Raw genomic sequence first — 15910 nt, 5'->3', positions numbered from 1 at the left:
TGCCCTTTTAGGGCTGGCCAGTAAGGAAGGCTTATAGCCGCAGAACAAACCACCCGTTCACACGGGTGGTTTTGATTATTGATAATACATTAGCACATATATATAAGTTTAAACATACAGATTTCAACTATTTACCAAATCACGTCTTATGTATACGGGAATATACTGAAGATAAACGAAAAATTCCAAGCTTAAACCGATAAGCTTGGAATTTTTTATTAATTTATAAACGTAACAATGTATTAAGAAATCGCAAAGAATTGATCGAATTCGTTTGTGTTAATAATATGTCCTACAAAGAAACTACCGAATTCACCGTATCGTGCTGTTGTTTCATCAAAGCGCATTTCGTATACAATTTTTTTGAATTGTAATACGTCATCTGAGAACAATGTTACGCCCCATTCGAAATCATCAAACCCTACAGAACCAGTAATAAATTGTTTGATTTTGCCAGCATATTTTCTACCAATCATACCATGGTCATACATTAATTTTTGGCGTTCTTCCATAGTTAACATGTACCAGTTATAAGTTTCATTACGACGTTTGTTCATTGGATAGAAACAAATATAATCAGAATGTGGTAATTCTGGGTATAATCTTGCTTTGATATGAGGGTTCTCATAAGGATCTTCATCAGATTTACCAGCTAAATAATTGCTCAATTCAATGACTGATACATATGAATATGTAGGGATTAAGAAGTCAGCAATGCGCAATTTGTTAAATTCATTTTCAATATGATTTAAAGACTTCATTTCAGGACGTAAGAACCATAATAACAAATCTGCTTTTTGACCAGTTATATTATAAATAGCTTGATCACCAGATTTTGATGATCTTACAGTTGCTGTATTTTCTAAAAATGATTGAAATTCAGTGACAAGTGCATCGCGTTCGTCCTTTGGAACTAGACGTAATGATGCCCAATCAACTGCATAAAATAAATGTAGACTATACCAACCATCTAATGTTTCGGCTGCTTGACTCATGTTTATCGCTCCTTTTCAAAAATCATCAGTTCTTTATAAATTTTATCATAAAGCAAAGGGGTAACGATAAAATTATGATTACAAATTGGTGACGTGGCATTATGAAATAAAATGGCGTATAATTATACCGTGAATGATTAATAAGATTTATATTACAGGAGGACATTATGGCTGATTTATTAAATGTATTAAAAGACAAACTTTCTGGTAAAAACGTTAAAATCGTATTACCTGAAGGAGAGGACGAGCGTGTTCTAACAGCTGCAACACAATTACAAGCAACAGATTATGTTACACCAATCGTGTTAGGTGATGAGACTAAGGTTCAATCTTTAGCGCAAAAACTTAATCTTGATATTTCTAATATTGAATTAATTAATCCTGCGACAAGTGAATTGAAAGCTGAATTAGTTCAATCATTTGTTGAACGACGTAAAGGGAAAGCGACTGAAGAACAAGCACAAGAATTATTAAACAATGTGAACTACTTCGGTACAATGCTTGTTTATGCTGGTAAAGCAGATGGTCTAGTTAGTGGTGCAGCACATTCAACAGGCGACACTGTGCGTCCAGCTTTACAAATCATCAAAACGAAACCAGGTGTATCAAGAACATCAGGTATCTTCTTTATGATTAAAGGTGATGAACAATACATCTTTGGTGATTGTGCAATCAATCCAGAACTTGATTCACAAGGACTTGCAGAAATTGCAGTAGAAAGTGCAAAATCAGCATTAAGCTTTGGCATGGATCCAAAAGTTGCAATGTTAAGCTTTTCAACAAAAGGGTCTGCTAAATCAGACGACGTGACAAAAGTTCAAGAAGCTGTCAAATTAGCACAACAAAAAGCTGAAGAAGAAAAATTAGAAGCAATCATTGATGGCGAATTCCAATTTGATGCTGCGATTGTACCAGGTGTTGCTGAGAAAAAAGCGCCAGGTGCTAAATTACAAGGTGATGCAAATGTCTTTGTATTCCCAAGTTTAGAAGCTGGTAATATTGGTTACAAAATTGCACAACGTTTAGGTGGATATGATGCAGTTGGTCCAGTATTACAAGGTTTAAATTCTCCAGTAAATGACTTATCACGTGGCTGCTCAATTGAAGATGTATACAATCTTTCAATTATTACAGCAGCGCAAGCCTTACAATAACGATGGATTTAGCGAGTAAATATTTTAATGGCGTCAACTGGCGATATATCGACCATTCTTCTGGATTAGAGCCTATGCAATCTTTCGCATTCGATGATACATTTTGCGAAAGTGTGGGCAAAGATATATCAGATAATGTTGTGCGTACTTGGATTCATCAACATACTGTTATTCTTGGTATTCATGATTCAAGATTGCCGTTTTTAAAAGATGGCATTGATTATTTAACGAATGAGATTGGTTATAATGCCATTGTTAGAAATTCTGGTGGCTTAGGTGTCGTTCTAGATCAAGGTGTATTAAATATATCGCTGATGTTCAAAGGACAAACAGAAACAACGATTGATGAAGCGTTTACTGTGATGTACCTCTTAATTAGCAAAATGTTCGAAGATGAGAATGTTGATATTGATACGATGGAAATTGAACATTCTTATTGCCCAGGAAAATTTGACTTAAGTATCGATGGTAAGAAATTTGCAGGCATATCGCAACGAAGAGTTAGAGGCGGTATTGCTGTACAAATTTATCTTTGTGTTGAAGGCTCTGGTTCAGAACGTGCATTGATGATGCAAACATTTTATGAACATGCTTTAAAAGGTGAAGTGACTAAATTTAAATATCCTGAAATTGAACCATCTTGTATGGCCTCATTAGAGACATTGCTTAACAAAACGATTACTGTTCAAGATGTAATGTTTTTACTATTATATGCAATCAAAGATCTTGGCGGTGTATTAAATATGACGCCCATTACTCAAGAAGAATGGCAAAGATACGATACGTATTTTGATAAAATGATTGAAAGAAACAAGAAAATGATAGACCAAATGCAATAGTTAAATATTTAACAGCCCCTTTCAAGTTATCGTTTGGGGCTGTTATTTTTGAAAGTATCCATAAATAGCATAAATATGTTATTGACCTAATATTTAAATTGAACATCATTAAATTAAAAGTAATGATATGATTGAAATAATAAATTTAATAAGAAAATTTCATGTTTTACGTATTAAATAGATTGAGAATAGGGTATATATGATGCGTATGACTATGAAAGAACGAACCTTCCATTAAAATGTTCTAATACTTTAGTAGTAAATCTATATATTCCAATTATTATTTGTAGTATTATAGGTAGGGTGGAAAATTATAAATTGTAGGGCTATTTTATAAAAAGATAAAGAATCTGAAATATCACTCGATAAGATTTAAACTTTGAAGTAAACGAAAGTTAGTTTTATACTAATCAAGTTAAGTCAAATATTAATTCAAATTAAAGATTATACATAATATGAATAATGTGAGATAAAGACTGCAATGAAATTTAACGCGAATGCGTATGCAACTTAGAATATGATGTCTTTTACTAATAAATAAAAATAATGAATCAAGTATAGGATAAATATAAAAGGTGATATTGACATGACAAGAAAAGGATATGGGGAATCGACAGGTAAGATTATTTTAATAGGAGAACATGCTGTTACATTTGGAGAGCCTGCTATTGCAGTACCGTTTAACGCAGGTAAAATCAAAGTTTTAATAGAAGCCTTAGAGAGCGGGAACTATTCGTCTATTAAAAGCGATGTTTACGATGGTATGTTATATGATGCGCCTGACCATCTTAAGTCTTTGGTGAACCGTTTTGTAGAATTAAATAATATTACAGAGCCGCTAGCAGTAACGATCCAAACGAATTTACCACCATCACGTGGATTAGGATCGAGTGCAGCTGTCGCGGTTGCTTTTGTTCGTGCAAGTTATGATTTTTTAGGAAAATCATTAACGAAAGAAGAACTCATTGAAAAGGCTAATTGGGCAGAGCAAATTGCACATGGTAAACCAAGTGGTATTGATACGCAAACGATTGTATCAGGCAAACCAGTTTGGTTCCAAAAAGGTCATGCTGAAACGTTGAAAACGTTAAGTTTAGACGGCTATATGGTTGTTATAGATACTGGTGTGAAAGGTTCAACAAGACAAGCAGTAGAAGATGTTCATAAACTTTGTGAGGACCCTCAGTACATGTCACATGTAAAACATATCGGTAAGTTAGTTTTACGTGCGAGTGATGTGATTGAACATCATAACTTTGAAGCCTTAGCGGATATTTTTAATGAATGTCATGCGGATTTAAAGGCGTTGACAGTTAGTCATGATAAAATAGAACAATTAATGAAAATTGGTAAAGAAAATGGTGCGATTGCTGGAAAACTTACTGGTGCTGGTCGTGGCGGCAGTATGTTATTGCTTGCCAAAGATTTACCAACAGCGAAAAATATTGTAAAAGCTGTAGAAAAAGCTGGTGCAGCACATACTTGGATTGAGAATTTAGGAGGTTAATGCGTTGATTAAAAGTGGCAAAGCACGTGCACATACGAATATTGCACTTATAAAATATTGGGGTAAAAAAGATGAAGCACTAATCATTCCAATGAATAATAGCATATCTGTTACATTAGAAAAATTTTACACTGAAACGAAAGTCACTTTTAACGACCAGTTAACACAGGATCAATTTTGGTTGAATGGTGAAAAGGTTAGTGGCAAAGAATTAGAGAAAATTTCAAAATATATGGATATTGTCAGAAATAGAGCTGGCATCGATTGGTATGCAGAAATTGAAAGCGACAATTTTGTACCAACAGCAGCAGGGTTGGCTTCATCAGCAAGCGCATATGCAGCTTTAGCAGCAGCTTGTAATCAAGCACTAGACTTGCAGCTGTCAGATAAGGATTTATCGAGATTGGCGCGAATTGGTTCGGGTTCTGCGTCACGTAGTATTTATGGTGGATTTGCAGAATGGGAAAAAGGGTATAGTGATGAGACGTCATATGCCGTTCCACTTGAATCGAATCATTTTGAAGATGACCTTGCCATGATATTTGTTGTGATTAATCAACATTCTAAAAAGGTACCTAGTCGATATGGTATGTCATTGACACGAAACACATCAAGGTTTTATCAATATTGGTTAGATCATATTGATGAAGATTTAGCTGAAGCAAAAGCAGCGATTCAAGACAAAGATTTTAAACGCCTTGGTGAAGTAATTGAAGAAAATGGTTTGCGTATGCATGCCACGAATTTAGGATCAACACCGCCGTTCACATATCTTGTGCAAGAAAGTTATGATGTAATGGCGCTCGTTCACGAATGCCGAGAAGCGGGGTATCCGTGCTATTTTACGATGGATGCGGGTCCTAATGTGAAAATACTTGTAGAAAAGAAAAACAAGCAACAGATTATAGATAAATTATTAACACAGTTTGATAATAACCAAATTATTGATAGTGACATTATTGCCACAGGAATTGAAATAATTGAGTAAGGAAGAGATAAAATGATTCAGGTCAAAGCACCCGGAAAACTTTATATTGCTGGAGAATATGCTGTAACAGAACCAGGATATAAATCTGTACTTATTGCGTTAGATCGTTTTGTAACTGCTACTATTGAAGAAGCAGACCAATATAAAGGTACCATTCATTCAAAAGCATTACATCATAACCCAGTTACATTTAGTAGAGATGAAGATAGTATTGTCATTTCAGATCCACATGCAGCAAAGCAATTAAATTATGTGGTCACAGCTATTGAAATATTTGAACAATACGCGAAAAGTTGCGATATAGCGATGAAGCATTTTCATCTGACTATTGACAGTAATTTAGATGATTCAAATGGTCATAAATATGGATTAGGTTCAAGTGCAGCAGTACTTGTGTCAGTTATAAAAGTATTAAATGAATTTTATGATATGAAGTTATCTAATTTATATATTTATAAACTAGCAGTGATTGCAAATATGAAGTTACAAAGTTTAAGTTCATGCGGAGATATTGCTGTGAGTGTATATAGTGGATGGTTAGCGTATAGTACTTTTGATCATGAATGGGTCAAGCATCAAATTGAAGATACTACGGTTGAAGAAGTTTTAATCAAAAACTGGCCTGGATTGCACATCGAACCATTACAAGCACCTGAAAATATGGAAGTACTTATCGGTTGGACTGGCTCACCGGCGTCATCACCACACTTTGTTAGCGAAGTGAAACGTTTGAAATCAGATCCTTCATTTTACGGTGACTTCTTAGAAGATTCACATCGTTGTGTTGAAAAACTTATTCATGCTTTTAAAACAAATAACATTAAAGGTGTGCAAAAGATGGTGCGTCAGAATCGTACAATTATTCAACGTATGGATAAAGAAGCTACAGTTGATATAGAAACGGAAAAGCTAAAATATTTGTGTGATATTGCTGAAAAGTATCACGGCGCATCTAAAACATCAGGCGCTGGTGGTGGAGACTGTGGTATTACAATTATCAATAAAGATGTAGATAAAGAAAAAATTTATGATGAATGGACAAAACATGGTATTAAACCATTAAAATTTAATATTTATCATGGGCAATAAATGATTTGATAGGGGAGCAATCATCTAATTTAATTAGAAGATAAATGCTCCATTTTTTATTGCCAGCCGTGTTACGTATCTTGAAAAAAATATTAAAAAGAGTAAAATAGATAGAGTTAACGAAAAAATTAATGAAATCGACGATATAGATATGATAAAGAAAGGTGGGTAGCAATATGAAAAATACATTCCTTATTTGTGATGAATGTCAGGCAGTCAATATTAGAACGTTACAAAAGAAGTTGGAAAAATTAGATCCCGATGCTGAAATCGTGATAGGTTGTCAATCTTATTGTGGACCTGGACGCCGAAAAACATTCACTTTTGTTAATAACCGCCCACTGGCTGCGCTTACTGAAGAAGAATTAATCGAAAAAGTTTCTCAACAATTAAAGAAACCACGTGATCCTGAAGAAGAAGAGCGTTTAAGAAAACGACATGAAGAACGTAAACGTCGTAAAGAAGAACAAGATAGAAAGCTTAAAGAAAAATTAGAAAAGCGAAAAGCACAACAATAAAGCCTGATGGCAGCATCATTCAATGCGTGCCACCAGGTTTTTCTGTTTTGTCTAGAAATTAAATAAATCATTAAATGATTCGGCCATCGTAGGATGCGTATAAATATTATCTCGTAATACGGTATATGGAATGTTTTGATCAATCGCAATTTTAATTATATTAATTAATTCTTCAGATTGCTTACCATATAATGTAGCACCTAAAATCATATTATTTTCATTATTAATGACTACTTTAAATAAACCTCTTGGATCATTGTTAATTTTGTGACGAGGTATAGCACTTACTAAAAGTTGATGTTCAGTGTAATCATAATGTTGAACGGCAGCTTCTTTACTAGTTAATCCAACACGTGATAATGGTGGATCTATAAATACTGTATAAGGTACGCTGCCTCTATTGTCAGTCGTACGTGACTGATTACCATATAACGCTGATTTGATAATTCGATAATCATCTAAAGATATATACGTAAATTGAAGTCCGCCTTTAACATCACCTGCAGCATAAATATGCGGCACAGTTGTTTGAAGATGAGCATTGACTTTAATTTCGCCTTTGTCGCCTAATTCGATATCAGTATTTTCTAAAGCTAAATCCGTATTCGGTTTGCGTCCGATAGCCAAAAGTACTGCATCAGCCTCAAAGTTACCAACGTTAGTATGGACTGTTGTATGATGATCGTCAGATGACAATTCAGTCGTTTCAACATTTGTATACAATGCAATGCCTTTATTTTCTAAGTCAGTAATAGCATGCGCAACGACATCTTGATCTTCGCGTGGCATAAATGATTCACCACGTTCTAATACTGTTACCTTACTACCTAAATTCGCAAACATTGAAGCAAATTCTAAGGCGATATAACCGCCACCTACAATAACGAGGTGCTTAGGTTGATAGTTAATGTTTAATAAACCTGTTGAATCGAAGACATGTTTAGCTTGATCAAGGCCTTTTATGTTAGGAATGACAGAGGTAGCACCGGTATTAATAATGATATGAGGTGCAGTAATACTATCGACGATATCGCCATGCTGATCTAATAAATTCACTTCAGTATTAGATTTAAACTGCGCTTTAAAATCCAGTACATCAATGTTGTTATCGTCTGCTAATAAGTGGTAATTTTTATTGTTTAGCGCATTGACAACATCGTTTTTACGGTTATAACTTGCTTCAAAGGATTTGCCTTCTAATCCATCATGTACAAGTGTTTTCGAAGGTATACATCCTATATTGATACAAGTGCCTCCATACATTTTCGAAGATTGTTCGATAACTGCGACGTGTTGACCTGTTGATGCAGCGTATTTCGCTAAAGTTTTGCCAGCTTTCCCAAATCCTATTACAATTAAATCATATGTTTTCATGACATAAATCCTCCTTTTGAATGTCTTCAATGACATCTTTGATTGTTTTTTCTTTATAAAAATTAATAATGATATTCTGTTCGTCTTGTTGATAATGTGACATGGTAGTTGCAATATTACGAGCAATTTGACAGTGACTGCCTTCGTCGCCAGTAAATAGTCGTGTGTGATGTTCTTTCTCTAAGACAAAATGTTTATATAATGTTGCTAAAGAGACATCAGCGCTACGAGCATTTGCTAAATAACCGCCATCTTTACCTCGTATTGTGTCAATCATTTTTAAATCGACAAGTTGAGTCGTCACGCGTCGTAATTGAACAGGATTTAAACAAGTTAATTCTGCTAATGAACTACTATTGAATTTTTCTGAATGATGCTTAGTTAAAAAAGCTAATACATGCACGGCAATGTTAAATTCTAAATTCAATGTTTCTCACCTCGTAATTGTAACTGTATTAGTTACAATTAAAAATCATTTTGCTCAATGTGTCAATACTTATGTTTGAAAAGTGTTGAATTAGGTGTGTTTATTGTGATGAGTTATTATTTGAAAGTTGTTGCATTAACGGTGAGATTGCACAATTGAAATTTTAATTATGTATGAACTGATAGATATGAAATGAATATTGAAAATAAGGGCAATAAAATTTTGAATGATGATGTTGTATGATTTTGTAAACTTGTTCGTATTTTAGAGACGTTTTGATATTTCGCATGATGAGGAAGTACTTTTAACAACTAGTGACATATTTAAATCGTAAATATATTTTGAGATATTAATATATATTAGGTTAAGGATGTTGTAGCAATAAAATTAAAATATTGAAAGATAATTTTTATTGATTAATTGCGAATATACAAAGACACCATTATATCCATATGCTAAAATAAGAAAAAGGCGACATGTTATCTCAATTTACCTGCATCTAGGCTCCTTTACATAAGAAATAATCATCGCCGAGTTTTAAAATTTTACAACTTTATAGATGTAAAAAGCATTTAATTATAAATAGTTTGAAAATCATATATTTTTGAAAAAGGAGCATGCCGATGAGTATTGACATGTATTTAGACAGATCTCGAAACCAAGCTTCAAGTGTGGGTAATTTGAGTCAAACAATGAATTCAAATTATGATGCGTTGGAAAAAGCAATTACTCAATTTATCAATGATGATGCGCTTAAAGGTAAAGCTTATACGTCAGCTAAGCAATTTTTTAGTACGGTGTTAATTCCATTATCAACAAGTATGAAAACATTGAGTGATTTAACGAAGCAAGCTTGCGATAATTTTGTGTCACGTTATACGAGTGAGGTTGATAGCATATCTTTAAAAGAATCAGAGCTTGAAGAAGATATCAGATCATTAAGTCAACAAATTACGCGATATGAAAATTTGAATAACAATTTGAAAAAGCATGCTTCCGATAATCAGCAAGCCATTTCATCGAACCAACAAATAATACGAACATTAGGTCAACAAAAACATGAATTAGAAGAGAAGCTACGCAAATTGCGTGAGTTTAATCAAAAATCACCAGAAATATTTAAAGAAGTTGAAGAATTTCAAAAAATTGTCCAACAAGGACTTACCCAAGCGCAGAATTTTTGGAACTTTTCAACAAATCAATTTAATATTCCTTCAGGCAAAGAACTTGATTGGGCCAAAGCAAGTCATGAAAAATATTTGAAAGTTGCTATGGGGAAAATTGAACAAAAAGCAGAGAAAGAAACTTTAAATAAAGCAGACTTTGCTGTTATAAAGGCATATGCCAAAGAACATCCAGAAGACGATATCCCGAAAAGTATAATGAAATATATAAATGACAATAAAGATAGTATTAAACGAGATATAGGATTAGATATTACGTCAACACTTTTAGAGCAAGGCGGTATAAATGCAAGTAAATTCGGTGTATTTATCAATACAGCAGGTGAAGTGAAAGGCCCAGCCGGTCCAAATTCATTTGTGGAAGTCAAACGTACATCAGGTAATGTGTTTATAGAAAATGGTAGTAAATTTGCAAAAGGCGGAAAATACCTAGGCAAAGGTGTTGCAGGTGTAGGATTTGGTATAGGTATGTATGATGATCTTGCAAATGATGATAAAACATTTGGTGAGGCGTTGTCGCATAATGCTTTAACTACAGGAATAGGTACTGGTGCTGGAATTGCTATTACTGCAGCACTCGCGACTAATCCGGTTGGATGGACAGTATTAGCTGGTTTTGCTGTAGGTACACTTTTTACATTTATAACAGATTGGGCTTATCAAAATAATATAGCTGGTATAAAGGATAAAGCAGACTGGGTAGGACATAAAATAGACGACGGTATCGATGTTGCTAAAAAATCTACAGAAAAAGCTATAGATAGTGTTGGGAATGTTGTTGGTCAAGCTACAAAAAGTATTTCTGATCATATAAACCCTATGAAATGGAGCTGGTAAATATTGCTTTGTGAAACTGAAAATATTAATAAAAATCCCAAATATAAAATTATCAAATACAAAGATGAATATTTGATGATTGATTTAGTAAGCACATGGTTAGCACTCTTTTTCCCAATGATTAATTGGCTGATTCCAAAAAAGTACGTCAAAATCAGCGAAAAAGATTTTGAAACTTTAAACATTGTGAAGCCAACTAAAATCAATTCTTTTTGGCCAGTGGCAGGAAGTACGGTCTTATTTGGTGTTATGTTAAGAAGGTATTCCCATTTATTTATCGTTAAATATGAATATAGTATAGTAATTTTAATTTGTTGCATCATAATACTAGGTATTTTTCTGTTTTTTCTATATTTAAATCAAAAGTTAAAGTTACAAATCTATAATGAAAACAAAAATAAAAGCAATAAGATAATCATATTTCCCACTTTAAAGAGTCTTTGTTTATCAATAGTTTTATATATTTATTTAGGTGGTGGTTCATTATTTACTATTTATATGTTACTGATGATTGAAGTTCAAAATATAATATTATTTATAACTTTGTTTGTAATATTTCTGTTTTTCTTATTTTTAAATATGTGCTCACTATATGACAATAAAGTTCATGTATTATTTAAATCAAATGAAATTGAAAAATTTTAATAAGAATAATAAACAAAGGAATGGTAGTGATAAGTATTGCTATGCGAATCTAAAATCATCAATAAAAAACCAAAATATAGAATTATTAAATATAATGATGAGTACTTAATGATCGATATAATAAGCACTTGGATTAGTTTATTTTTTCCTTTTATTAATTGGTTCATCCCCAAAAGATACGTCAAAATTAGTAGAGAAGAGTTTGAAAATTTAAATATTGTTAAACCTGCTAAAAAGAATGTTTTTTGGCCAGTTGCAGGTATCTCTACTTTATTCGCAGTTACATTAAGAAAGTATACGCATTTACTTGACACTCAACTTGATAAAAAATTAGTTATTGCCATATGTTGCATCACATTTATAGGGATTTTAATATTTTATGTACGCCTAATTAAAAAATCATCTTTAAATATTTATAATACTAAAAATAAAAGGTCAAAAATTTTTTTAATACCTACACTAAAAAATTTTTGTTTCACATTGTTCGGATATGTTTTTTTAATTTTTTGGACAGTGATTTTCTCATATGCTCTATTATCAATGAGTTACCAAAACATAATAGTATATTTTGCTTGGATTATAATGACAATGCTTTTCTTTCTAGTGAATATGGCTTCGATAGGTAATAAAAATGTTCATGTCATACTTAAAAAGCATTAGCAAACGCTAAATTCAAAGTCAACTGAGTTATAACAGAAACTATAAAAATCCGCATATTATAAAGGATATCAAACAATAATATTTTAACTTAGCAATATATTCAATATTCTAAATTCATGAGATTAGCTGATTAATTGTTTGAACTTAAAAAGGTATGAAGTGGGCGAGATAAAAATGTTATGTGAGTCCTGGAATATAAATAAGAACCCGAGATATAAAATTATAAAATATAAGAACGAGTATTTAATGATTGATGTAACTAGTTCTTGGATTTTCTTTTTCATTCCAATGCTTAATTGGGGTGTACCTAAGAAATTTGCTAAGATTAGTCAAAGTGAGTTTGAAGAATTAAATACATTTACACCGAAAAATAGTAGCTCAGCTGGATGGATAGCAGGTGGGGGATCAGTTTTATTGGCAGTATTGACGAGAAAATATATACAGTTGTTAAATATACAAATTAATCAAATTGCTGTGAATATTTTATGCTGTCTCGTACTTTTGGGGGTTTTCCTTTCAGCTTTATATATTAATTCGAAATCTAAGTTAAACGTTTATGATAGAAATAACTGTGATGAAAAGATAATTTTAATACCAACTTTTAAAAATTTATGCTTAATGCTTCTTTCGTATATTATTTTTGGTGGTATAAGCATACTTGCTTTTTATATGTTTATCACAGAAGGTATTCAAAACATCATTTTATTTATTACTTGGATTATGCTTGTAATAATGTTCTTACTTAGTAATGTAGCTTTGGTAGTCAATAAAAAAGTATATGTTATAAAAAGGTAGAAAAATGACTAACAATATTATGTTAACCGTTCTTCAAATAAAGATTACTAAGTAAAAGTAGGAAGTGATAAACAGTGCTTTGCGAATCTAGAGTCATTAATCAAAACCCTAAATATAGAATTATTAAATACAATAATGAATATTTCATGGTTGATTTAGTAAGTACTTGGATTGCTTATTTTTTGCCCATGATTAATTGGTTTATTCCCAAAAAGTACGCGAAAATTAGTAGAAAAGAATTTGAAAGTTTAAATATTGTCAAACCCGCTAAAAATAATACTTTCTGGCCTGTTGCAGGATTTGCAGTGTTATTAACAACCTTAACAAGAAAATATATTTATTTGCTTAATATCCATTTAGAAAAAGAAATAGTTATATTAACATGCTGTATGATACTTCTAGGTGTTTTCGCATTATTTATATATATAAATACAAAATTGAAGTTACATATTTTTGATAAAAATAAAAGTAATAACGAAAAGATCATATTAATACCTACATTTAAAAATATTTGTTTATCTTTTTTTGCTTATATATTTTTTGGTGGATTGTCAACAATGGCTCTGAGTATGTTAGTAACTTCATCCCCTCAAAATATAATAGAATTTCTTGCTTTAATTGGCATGACTGCATGCTTCTTTCTACTGAATATGTCATCGGTTTTAGATAAAAATATTCATGTTATTTTAAAAACAAATAAGTAGTAAAATTGATTAACTTAGGTAGTATCGGATACTTAAATGTTGGTCCATAAAAAGCAATGATTTTAAATCGAGGAGCTATCTTAGAACAGGGAAATAAAAAAGCCAAAGTTATAAAAAGCGAATTAATAACTAATTATATTATGTTAGCCACTCTTCAAATAAAAAATAATTAGAATAAGGTGGAATTGATAATCAATGCTATGCGAATCTAAAATCATCAATAAAAACCCAAAATATAGAATTATTAAATATCATGATGAGTACTTAATGATCGATATAATAAGCACTTGGATTAGTTTATTTTTTCCATTTATTAATTGGTTCATCCCAAAAGAATATGTCAAAATTAGTAGAGAAGAGTTTGAAAATTTAAATATTGTTAAACCTGCTAAAAAGAATGTTTTTTGGCCAGTTGCAGGTATCTCTGCTTTATTCGCAGTTACATTAAGAAAGTATACACATTTACTTGACACTCAACTTGATAGAAAATTAGTTATTGCCATATGTTGCATCACATTTATAGGGATTTTAACATTTTATGTACGCCTAATTAAAAAATCATCTTTAAATATTTATAATACTAAAAATAAAAGGTCAAAAATTATCTTAATACCAACACTAAAAAATTTTTGTTTCACATTGTTTATATATGTTTTTTTATTTTATGGACAGTTATTTTCTCATATGCTCTATTATCAATGAGTTATCAAAACATAATAGTATATTTTGCTTGGATTGCAGTTATAATGGTTTTTTTCTAGTGAATATAGCTTTAATTATAGATAAAAACATTCATGTCATACTTAAAAACCAATAGAAATTACCAAATTGAATTTGTAATGGCTTTAATGTTGTCGTTCTTAAATGATTTTTCAATTTCTGATTCAAAAGTACATGTAATTTAAAGGCTAACGAGCAATCGCGCTATGTGAATTTCAACTAAAGCAATACTTATTTTAACTGAGTTCTACATAACGTTTTTCTAATACACCGCCTAAATTCAAACCCTAATTCTAACATTTGGAAGTTGTATTAAATCATGGTAGTGTGATAGTGGAAAAGTTATAAAGATAAGGAGCTGGGTCTAATGAAGCAATTTGTAAACTTAGGTAAATCTGATGTTGAAGTGTTTCCAATCGCACTTGGGACGAACGCAGTAGGTGGGCATAATTTATATCCGAACTTAGATGAAGAACAAGGAAAAGATGTTGTTCGTCAAGCCATTAATCATGGTATTAATTTATTAGATACGGCATATATTTATGGACCAGAACGTTCTGAAGAATTGGTTGGAGAAGTTGTTAAAGAATATCCTCGAGAACAAATTAAAATTGCTACGAAAGGGTCTCATGAATTTGATGAAAATCAAGAAGTACATCAGAACAATCAACCTGAATATTTAAAACAACAAGTTGAGAATAGTTTGAAACGTCTACAAACTGATTATATCGATTTATATTATATTCATTTTCCGGATGACAACACTCCGAAAGATCAAGCAGTTGCAGCATTACAAGAGCTTAAGGAACAAGGGAAGATTAAAGCTATTGGTGTATCAAATTTCACATTAGATCAACTTAAAGAAGCAAATAAAGATGGTTACGTTGATGTTGTACAGTTAGAATATAATTTATTGCATCGCGAAAATGAGGCAGTATTACAATATTGTGTTGATCACCAAATCACATTTATTCCATATTTCCCATTAGCATCCGGTATTTTAGCTGGAAAATATGATGAGAACACTAAATTTAGTGACCATCGTACTACACGTCGTGATTTTAAACCAGGTGTATTTGAAGAAAATGTGCGTCGCGTAAAAGCTTTGGAAAGCCTAGCTGCAGCACATCAAACTTCAATTGCGAACATTGTATTAGCATTTTATTTAACGAGACCAGCTATTGATGTGATTATTCCTGGTGCAAAACGTGCAGAACAAGTCATTGAAAATATTAAAGCTGCAGATATCGTTTTATCAGATGATGAGATTCAATATATCGATGAACTGTTTCCAATTGAAGACTAAATGAATTGTATTTAATGGTGACATATGTATCTAATTCATCATGAATTAGCCCCGTATCACAAACGACGTTATATAAGGCATGACGAAATTTCGTCAAATTTATATAAAAGTTGTAAGCGTTTTACTATCCGGTAGGCAAAGCTTATGATAGTATAATTAGGTAACGAA

General features: G+C 31.9%; 17 protein-coding genes and 1 pseudogene. 15 read left to right on the top strand and 3 right to left on the bottom strand.

Annotated features, from left to right (window positions below; genetic code table 11):
• Nucleotides 1-242: 242 nt before the first annotated feature.
• On the bottom strand, nucleotides 243-995 hold the full coding sequence (gene hemQ, locus ACXQH5_RS03850; RefSeq protein WP_000075712.1) for a hydrogen peroxide-dependent heme synthase: 753 nt from the start codon (nucleotides 993-995) through the stop codon (nucleotides 243-245).
• A gap of 167 nt (nucleotides 996-1162) precedes the next feature.
• Here hemQ and pta point away from each other — a divergent pair, with 167 nt between their 5' ends.
• From pta to ACXQH5_RS03820, 6 genes are all read left to right on the top strand, one after another.
• Nucleotides 1163-2149 (top strand): phosphate acetyltransferase, encoded by a 987-nt coding sequence (gene pta, locus ACXQH5_RS03845; RefSeq protein WP_000774287.1) that lies wholly within the window; start codon nucleotides 1163-1165, stop codon nucleotides 2147-2149.
• 2 nt (nucleotides 2150-2151) lie between these two features.
• Nucleotides 2152-2988 (top strand): lipoate--protein ligase family protein, encoded by an 837-nt coding sequence (locus ACXQH5_RS03840; RefSeq protein WP_000362356.1) that lies wholly within the window; start codon nucleotides 2152-2154, stop codon nucleotides 2986-2988.
• Nucleotides 2989-3574: 586 nt separating this feature from the next.
• Nucleotides 3575-4495: a mevalonate kinase gene (gene mvk, locus ACXQH5_RS03835; protein WP_000197034.1), complete on the top strand. Its 921-nt coding sequence runs from the start codon at nucleotides 3575-3577 to the stop codon at nucleotides 4493-4495.
• Nucleotides 4496-4499: 4 nt separating this feature from the next.
• A complete protein-coding gene (gene mvaD, locus ACXQH5_RS03830) occupies nucleotides 4500-5483 on the top strand; it encodes a diphosphomevalonate decarboxylase (protein ID WP_000597332.1) in 984 nt (327 codons plus the stop codon).
• 12 nt (nucleotides 5484-5495) lie between these two features.
• On the top strand, nucleotides 5496-6572 hold the full coding sequence (locus ACXQH5_RS03825; RefSeq protein WP_000616885.1) for a phosphomevalonate kinase: 1077 nt from the start codon (nucleotides 5496-5498) through the stop codon (nucleotides 6570-6572).
• 176 nt (nucleotides 6573-6748) lie between these two features.
• Nucleotides 6749-7090: a YuzB family protein gene (locus tag ACXQH5_RS03820; protein ID WP_000798967.1), complete on the top strand. Its 342-nt coding sequence runs from the start codon at nucleotides 6749-6751 to the stop codon at nucleotides 7088-7090.
• Between the two features lie 51 nt (nucleotides 7091-7141).
• Here ACXQH5_RS03820 and merA read toward each other — a convergent pair whose 3' ends face one another.
• Together merA and hypR are read right to left on the bottom strand one after the other, a co-directional pair.
• Nucleotides 7142-8464: a hypothiocyanous acid reductase MerA gene (merA, locus tag ACXQH5_RS03815; RefSeq protein ID WP_000860593.1), complete on the bottom strand. Its 1323-nt coding sequence runs from the start codon at nucleotides 8462-8464 to the stop codon at nucleotides 7142-7144.
• On the bottom strand, nucleotides 8451-8891 hold the full coding sequence (gene hypR / locus ACXQH5_RS03810) for a redox-sensitive transcriptional regulator HypR (RefSeq protein WP_001047236.1): 441 nt from the start codon (nucleotides 8889-8891) through the stop codon (nucleotides 8451-8453). Before hypR ends, merA begins: the two co-directional genes overlap by 14 nt.
• Nucleotides 8892-8948: 57 nt before the next feature.
• Between hypR and ACXQH5_RS03805 the strand changes: the two genes are divergently transcribed.
• From ACXQH5_RS03805 to ACXQH5_RS03765, 9 genes and pseudogenes are all read left to right on the top strand, one after another.
• On the top strand, nucleotides 8949-9050 hold the full coding sequence (locus tag ACXQH5_RS03805) for a hypothetical protein (protein WP_031845073.1): 102 nt from the start codon (nucleotides 8949-8951) through the stop codon (nucleotides 9048-9050).
• A 464-nt stretch (nucleotides 9051-9514) separates the two neighbouring features.
• Entirely contained in the window at nucleotides 9515-10912 is a 1398-nt protein-coding gene (locus ACXQH5_RS03800; RefSeq protein ID WP_000020806.1) for a T7SS effector LXG polymorphic toxin, read from the top strand.
• Between the two features lie 3 nt (nucleotides 10913-10915).
• Nucleotides 10916-11557 (top strand): DUF443 family protein, encoded by a 642-nt coding sequence (locus tag ACXQH5_RS03795; protein ID WP_000882172.1) that lies wholly within the window; start codon nucleotides 10916-10918, stop codon nucleotides 11555-11557.
• A gap of 36 nt (nucleotides 11558-11593) precedes the next feature.
• Nucleotides 11594-12217 carry a DUF443 family protein gene (locus ACXQH5_RS03790; RefSeq protein ID WP_001838664.1) on the top strand — a complete coding sequence of 208 codons (624 nt, stop codon included), beginning with the start codon at nucleotides 11594-11596 and terminating at the stop codon, nucleotides 12215-12217.
• 174 nt (nucleotides 12218-12391) lie between these two features.
• On the top strand, nucleotides 12392-13012 hold the full coding sequence (locus ACXQH5_RS03785) for a DUF443 domain-containing protein (protein ID WP_000882160.1): 621 nt from the start codon (nucleotides 12392-12394) through the stop codon (nucleotides 13010-13012).
• Between the two features lie 74 nt (nucleotides 13013-13086).
• A complete protein-coding gene (locus tag ACXQH5_RS03780; RefSeq protein WP_000882152.1) occupies nucleotides 13087-13716 on the top strand; it encodes a DUF443 domain-containing protein in 630 nt (209 codons plus the stop codon).
• Between the two features lie 56 nt (nucleotides 13717-13772).
• Nucleotides 13773-13889: a hypothetical protein gene (locus ACXQH5_RS03775; protein WP_031845074.1), complete on the top strand. Its 117-nt coding sequence runs from the start codon at nucleotides 13773-13775 to the stop codon at nucleotides 13887-13889.
• A gap of 22 nt (nucleotides 13890-13911) precedes the next feature.
• Nucleotides 13912-14533, top strand: a pseudogene (locus tag ACXQH5_RS03770) (DUF443 family protein).
• 270 nt (nucleotides 14534-14803) lie between these two features.
• A complete protein-coding gene (locus tag ACXQH5_RS03765; protein WP_000808897.1) occupies nucleotides 14804-15742 on the top strand; it encodes an aldo/keto reductase in 939 nt (312 codons plus the stop codon).
• Nucleotides 15743-15910 lie beyond the last annotated feature (168 nt).

The sequence above is a fragment of the Staphylococcus sp. SA22 genome, from assembly GCF_054165785.1.
This window is presented reverse-complemented; position numbering and strand designations above follow the sequence as displayed.

Excerpts from the sequence above, each read along its gene's own strand:
- hemQ (WP_000075712.1), bottom strand. The coding sequence starts at position 995 with ATGAGTCAAGCAGCCGAAACATTAGATGGTTGGTATAGTCTACATTTA.
- pta (WP_000774287.1), top strand. The coding sequence starts at position 1,163 with ATGGCTGATTTATTAAATGTATTAAAAGACAAACTTTCTGGTAAAAAC.
- ACXQH5_RS03840 (WP_000362356.1), top strand. The coding sequence starts at position 2,152 with ATGGATTTAGCGAGTAAATATTTTAATGGCGTCAACTGGCGATATATC.
- mvk (WP_000197034.1), top strand. The coding sequence starts at position 3,575 with ATGACAAGAAAAGGATATGGGGAATCGACAGGTAAGATTATTTTAATA.
- ACXQH5_RS03825 (WP_000616885.1), top strand. The coding sequence starts at position 5,496 with ATGATTCAGGTCAAAGCACCCGGAAAACTTTATATTGCTGGAGAATAT.
- ACXQH5_RS03820 (WP_000798967.1), top strand. The coding sequence starts at position 6,749 with ATGAAAAATACATTCCTTATTTGTGATGAATGTCAGGCAGTCAATATT.
- merA (WP_000860593.1), bottom strand. The coding sequence starts at position 8,464 with ATGAAAACATATGATTTAATTGTAATAGGATTTGGGAAAGCTGGCAAA.
- ACXQH5_RS03805 (WP_031845073.1), top strand. The coding sequence starts at position 8,949 with ATGTGTCAATACTTATGTTTGAAAAGTGTTGAATTAGGTGTGTTTATT.
- ACXQH5_RS03800 (WP_000020806.1), top strand. The coding sequence starts at position 9,515 with ATGAGTATTGACATGTATTTAGACAGATCTCGAAACCAAGCTTCAAGT.
- ACXQH5_RS03785 (WP_000882160.1), top strand. The coding sequence starts at position 12,392 with ATGTTATGTGAGTCCTGGAATATAAATAAGAACCCGAGATATAAAATT.
- ACXQH5_RS03775 (WP_031845074.1), top strand. The coding sequence starts at position 13,773 with ATGATTTTAAATCGAGGAGCTATCTTAGAACAGGGAAATAAAAAAGCC.
- ACXQH5_RS03765 (WP_000808897.1), top strand. The coding sequence starts at position 14,804 with ATGAAGCAATTTGTAAACTTAGGTAAATCTGATGTTGAAGTGTTTCCA.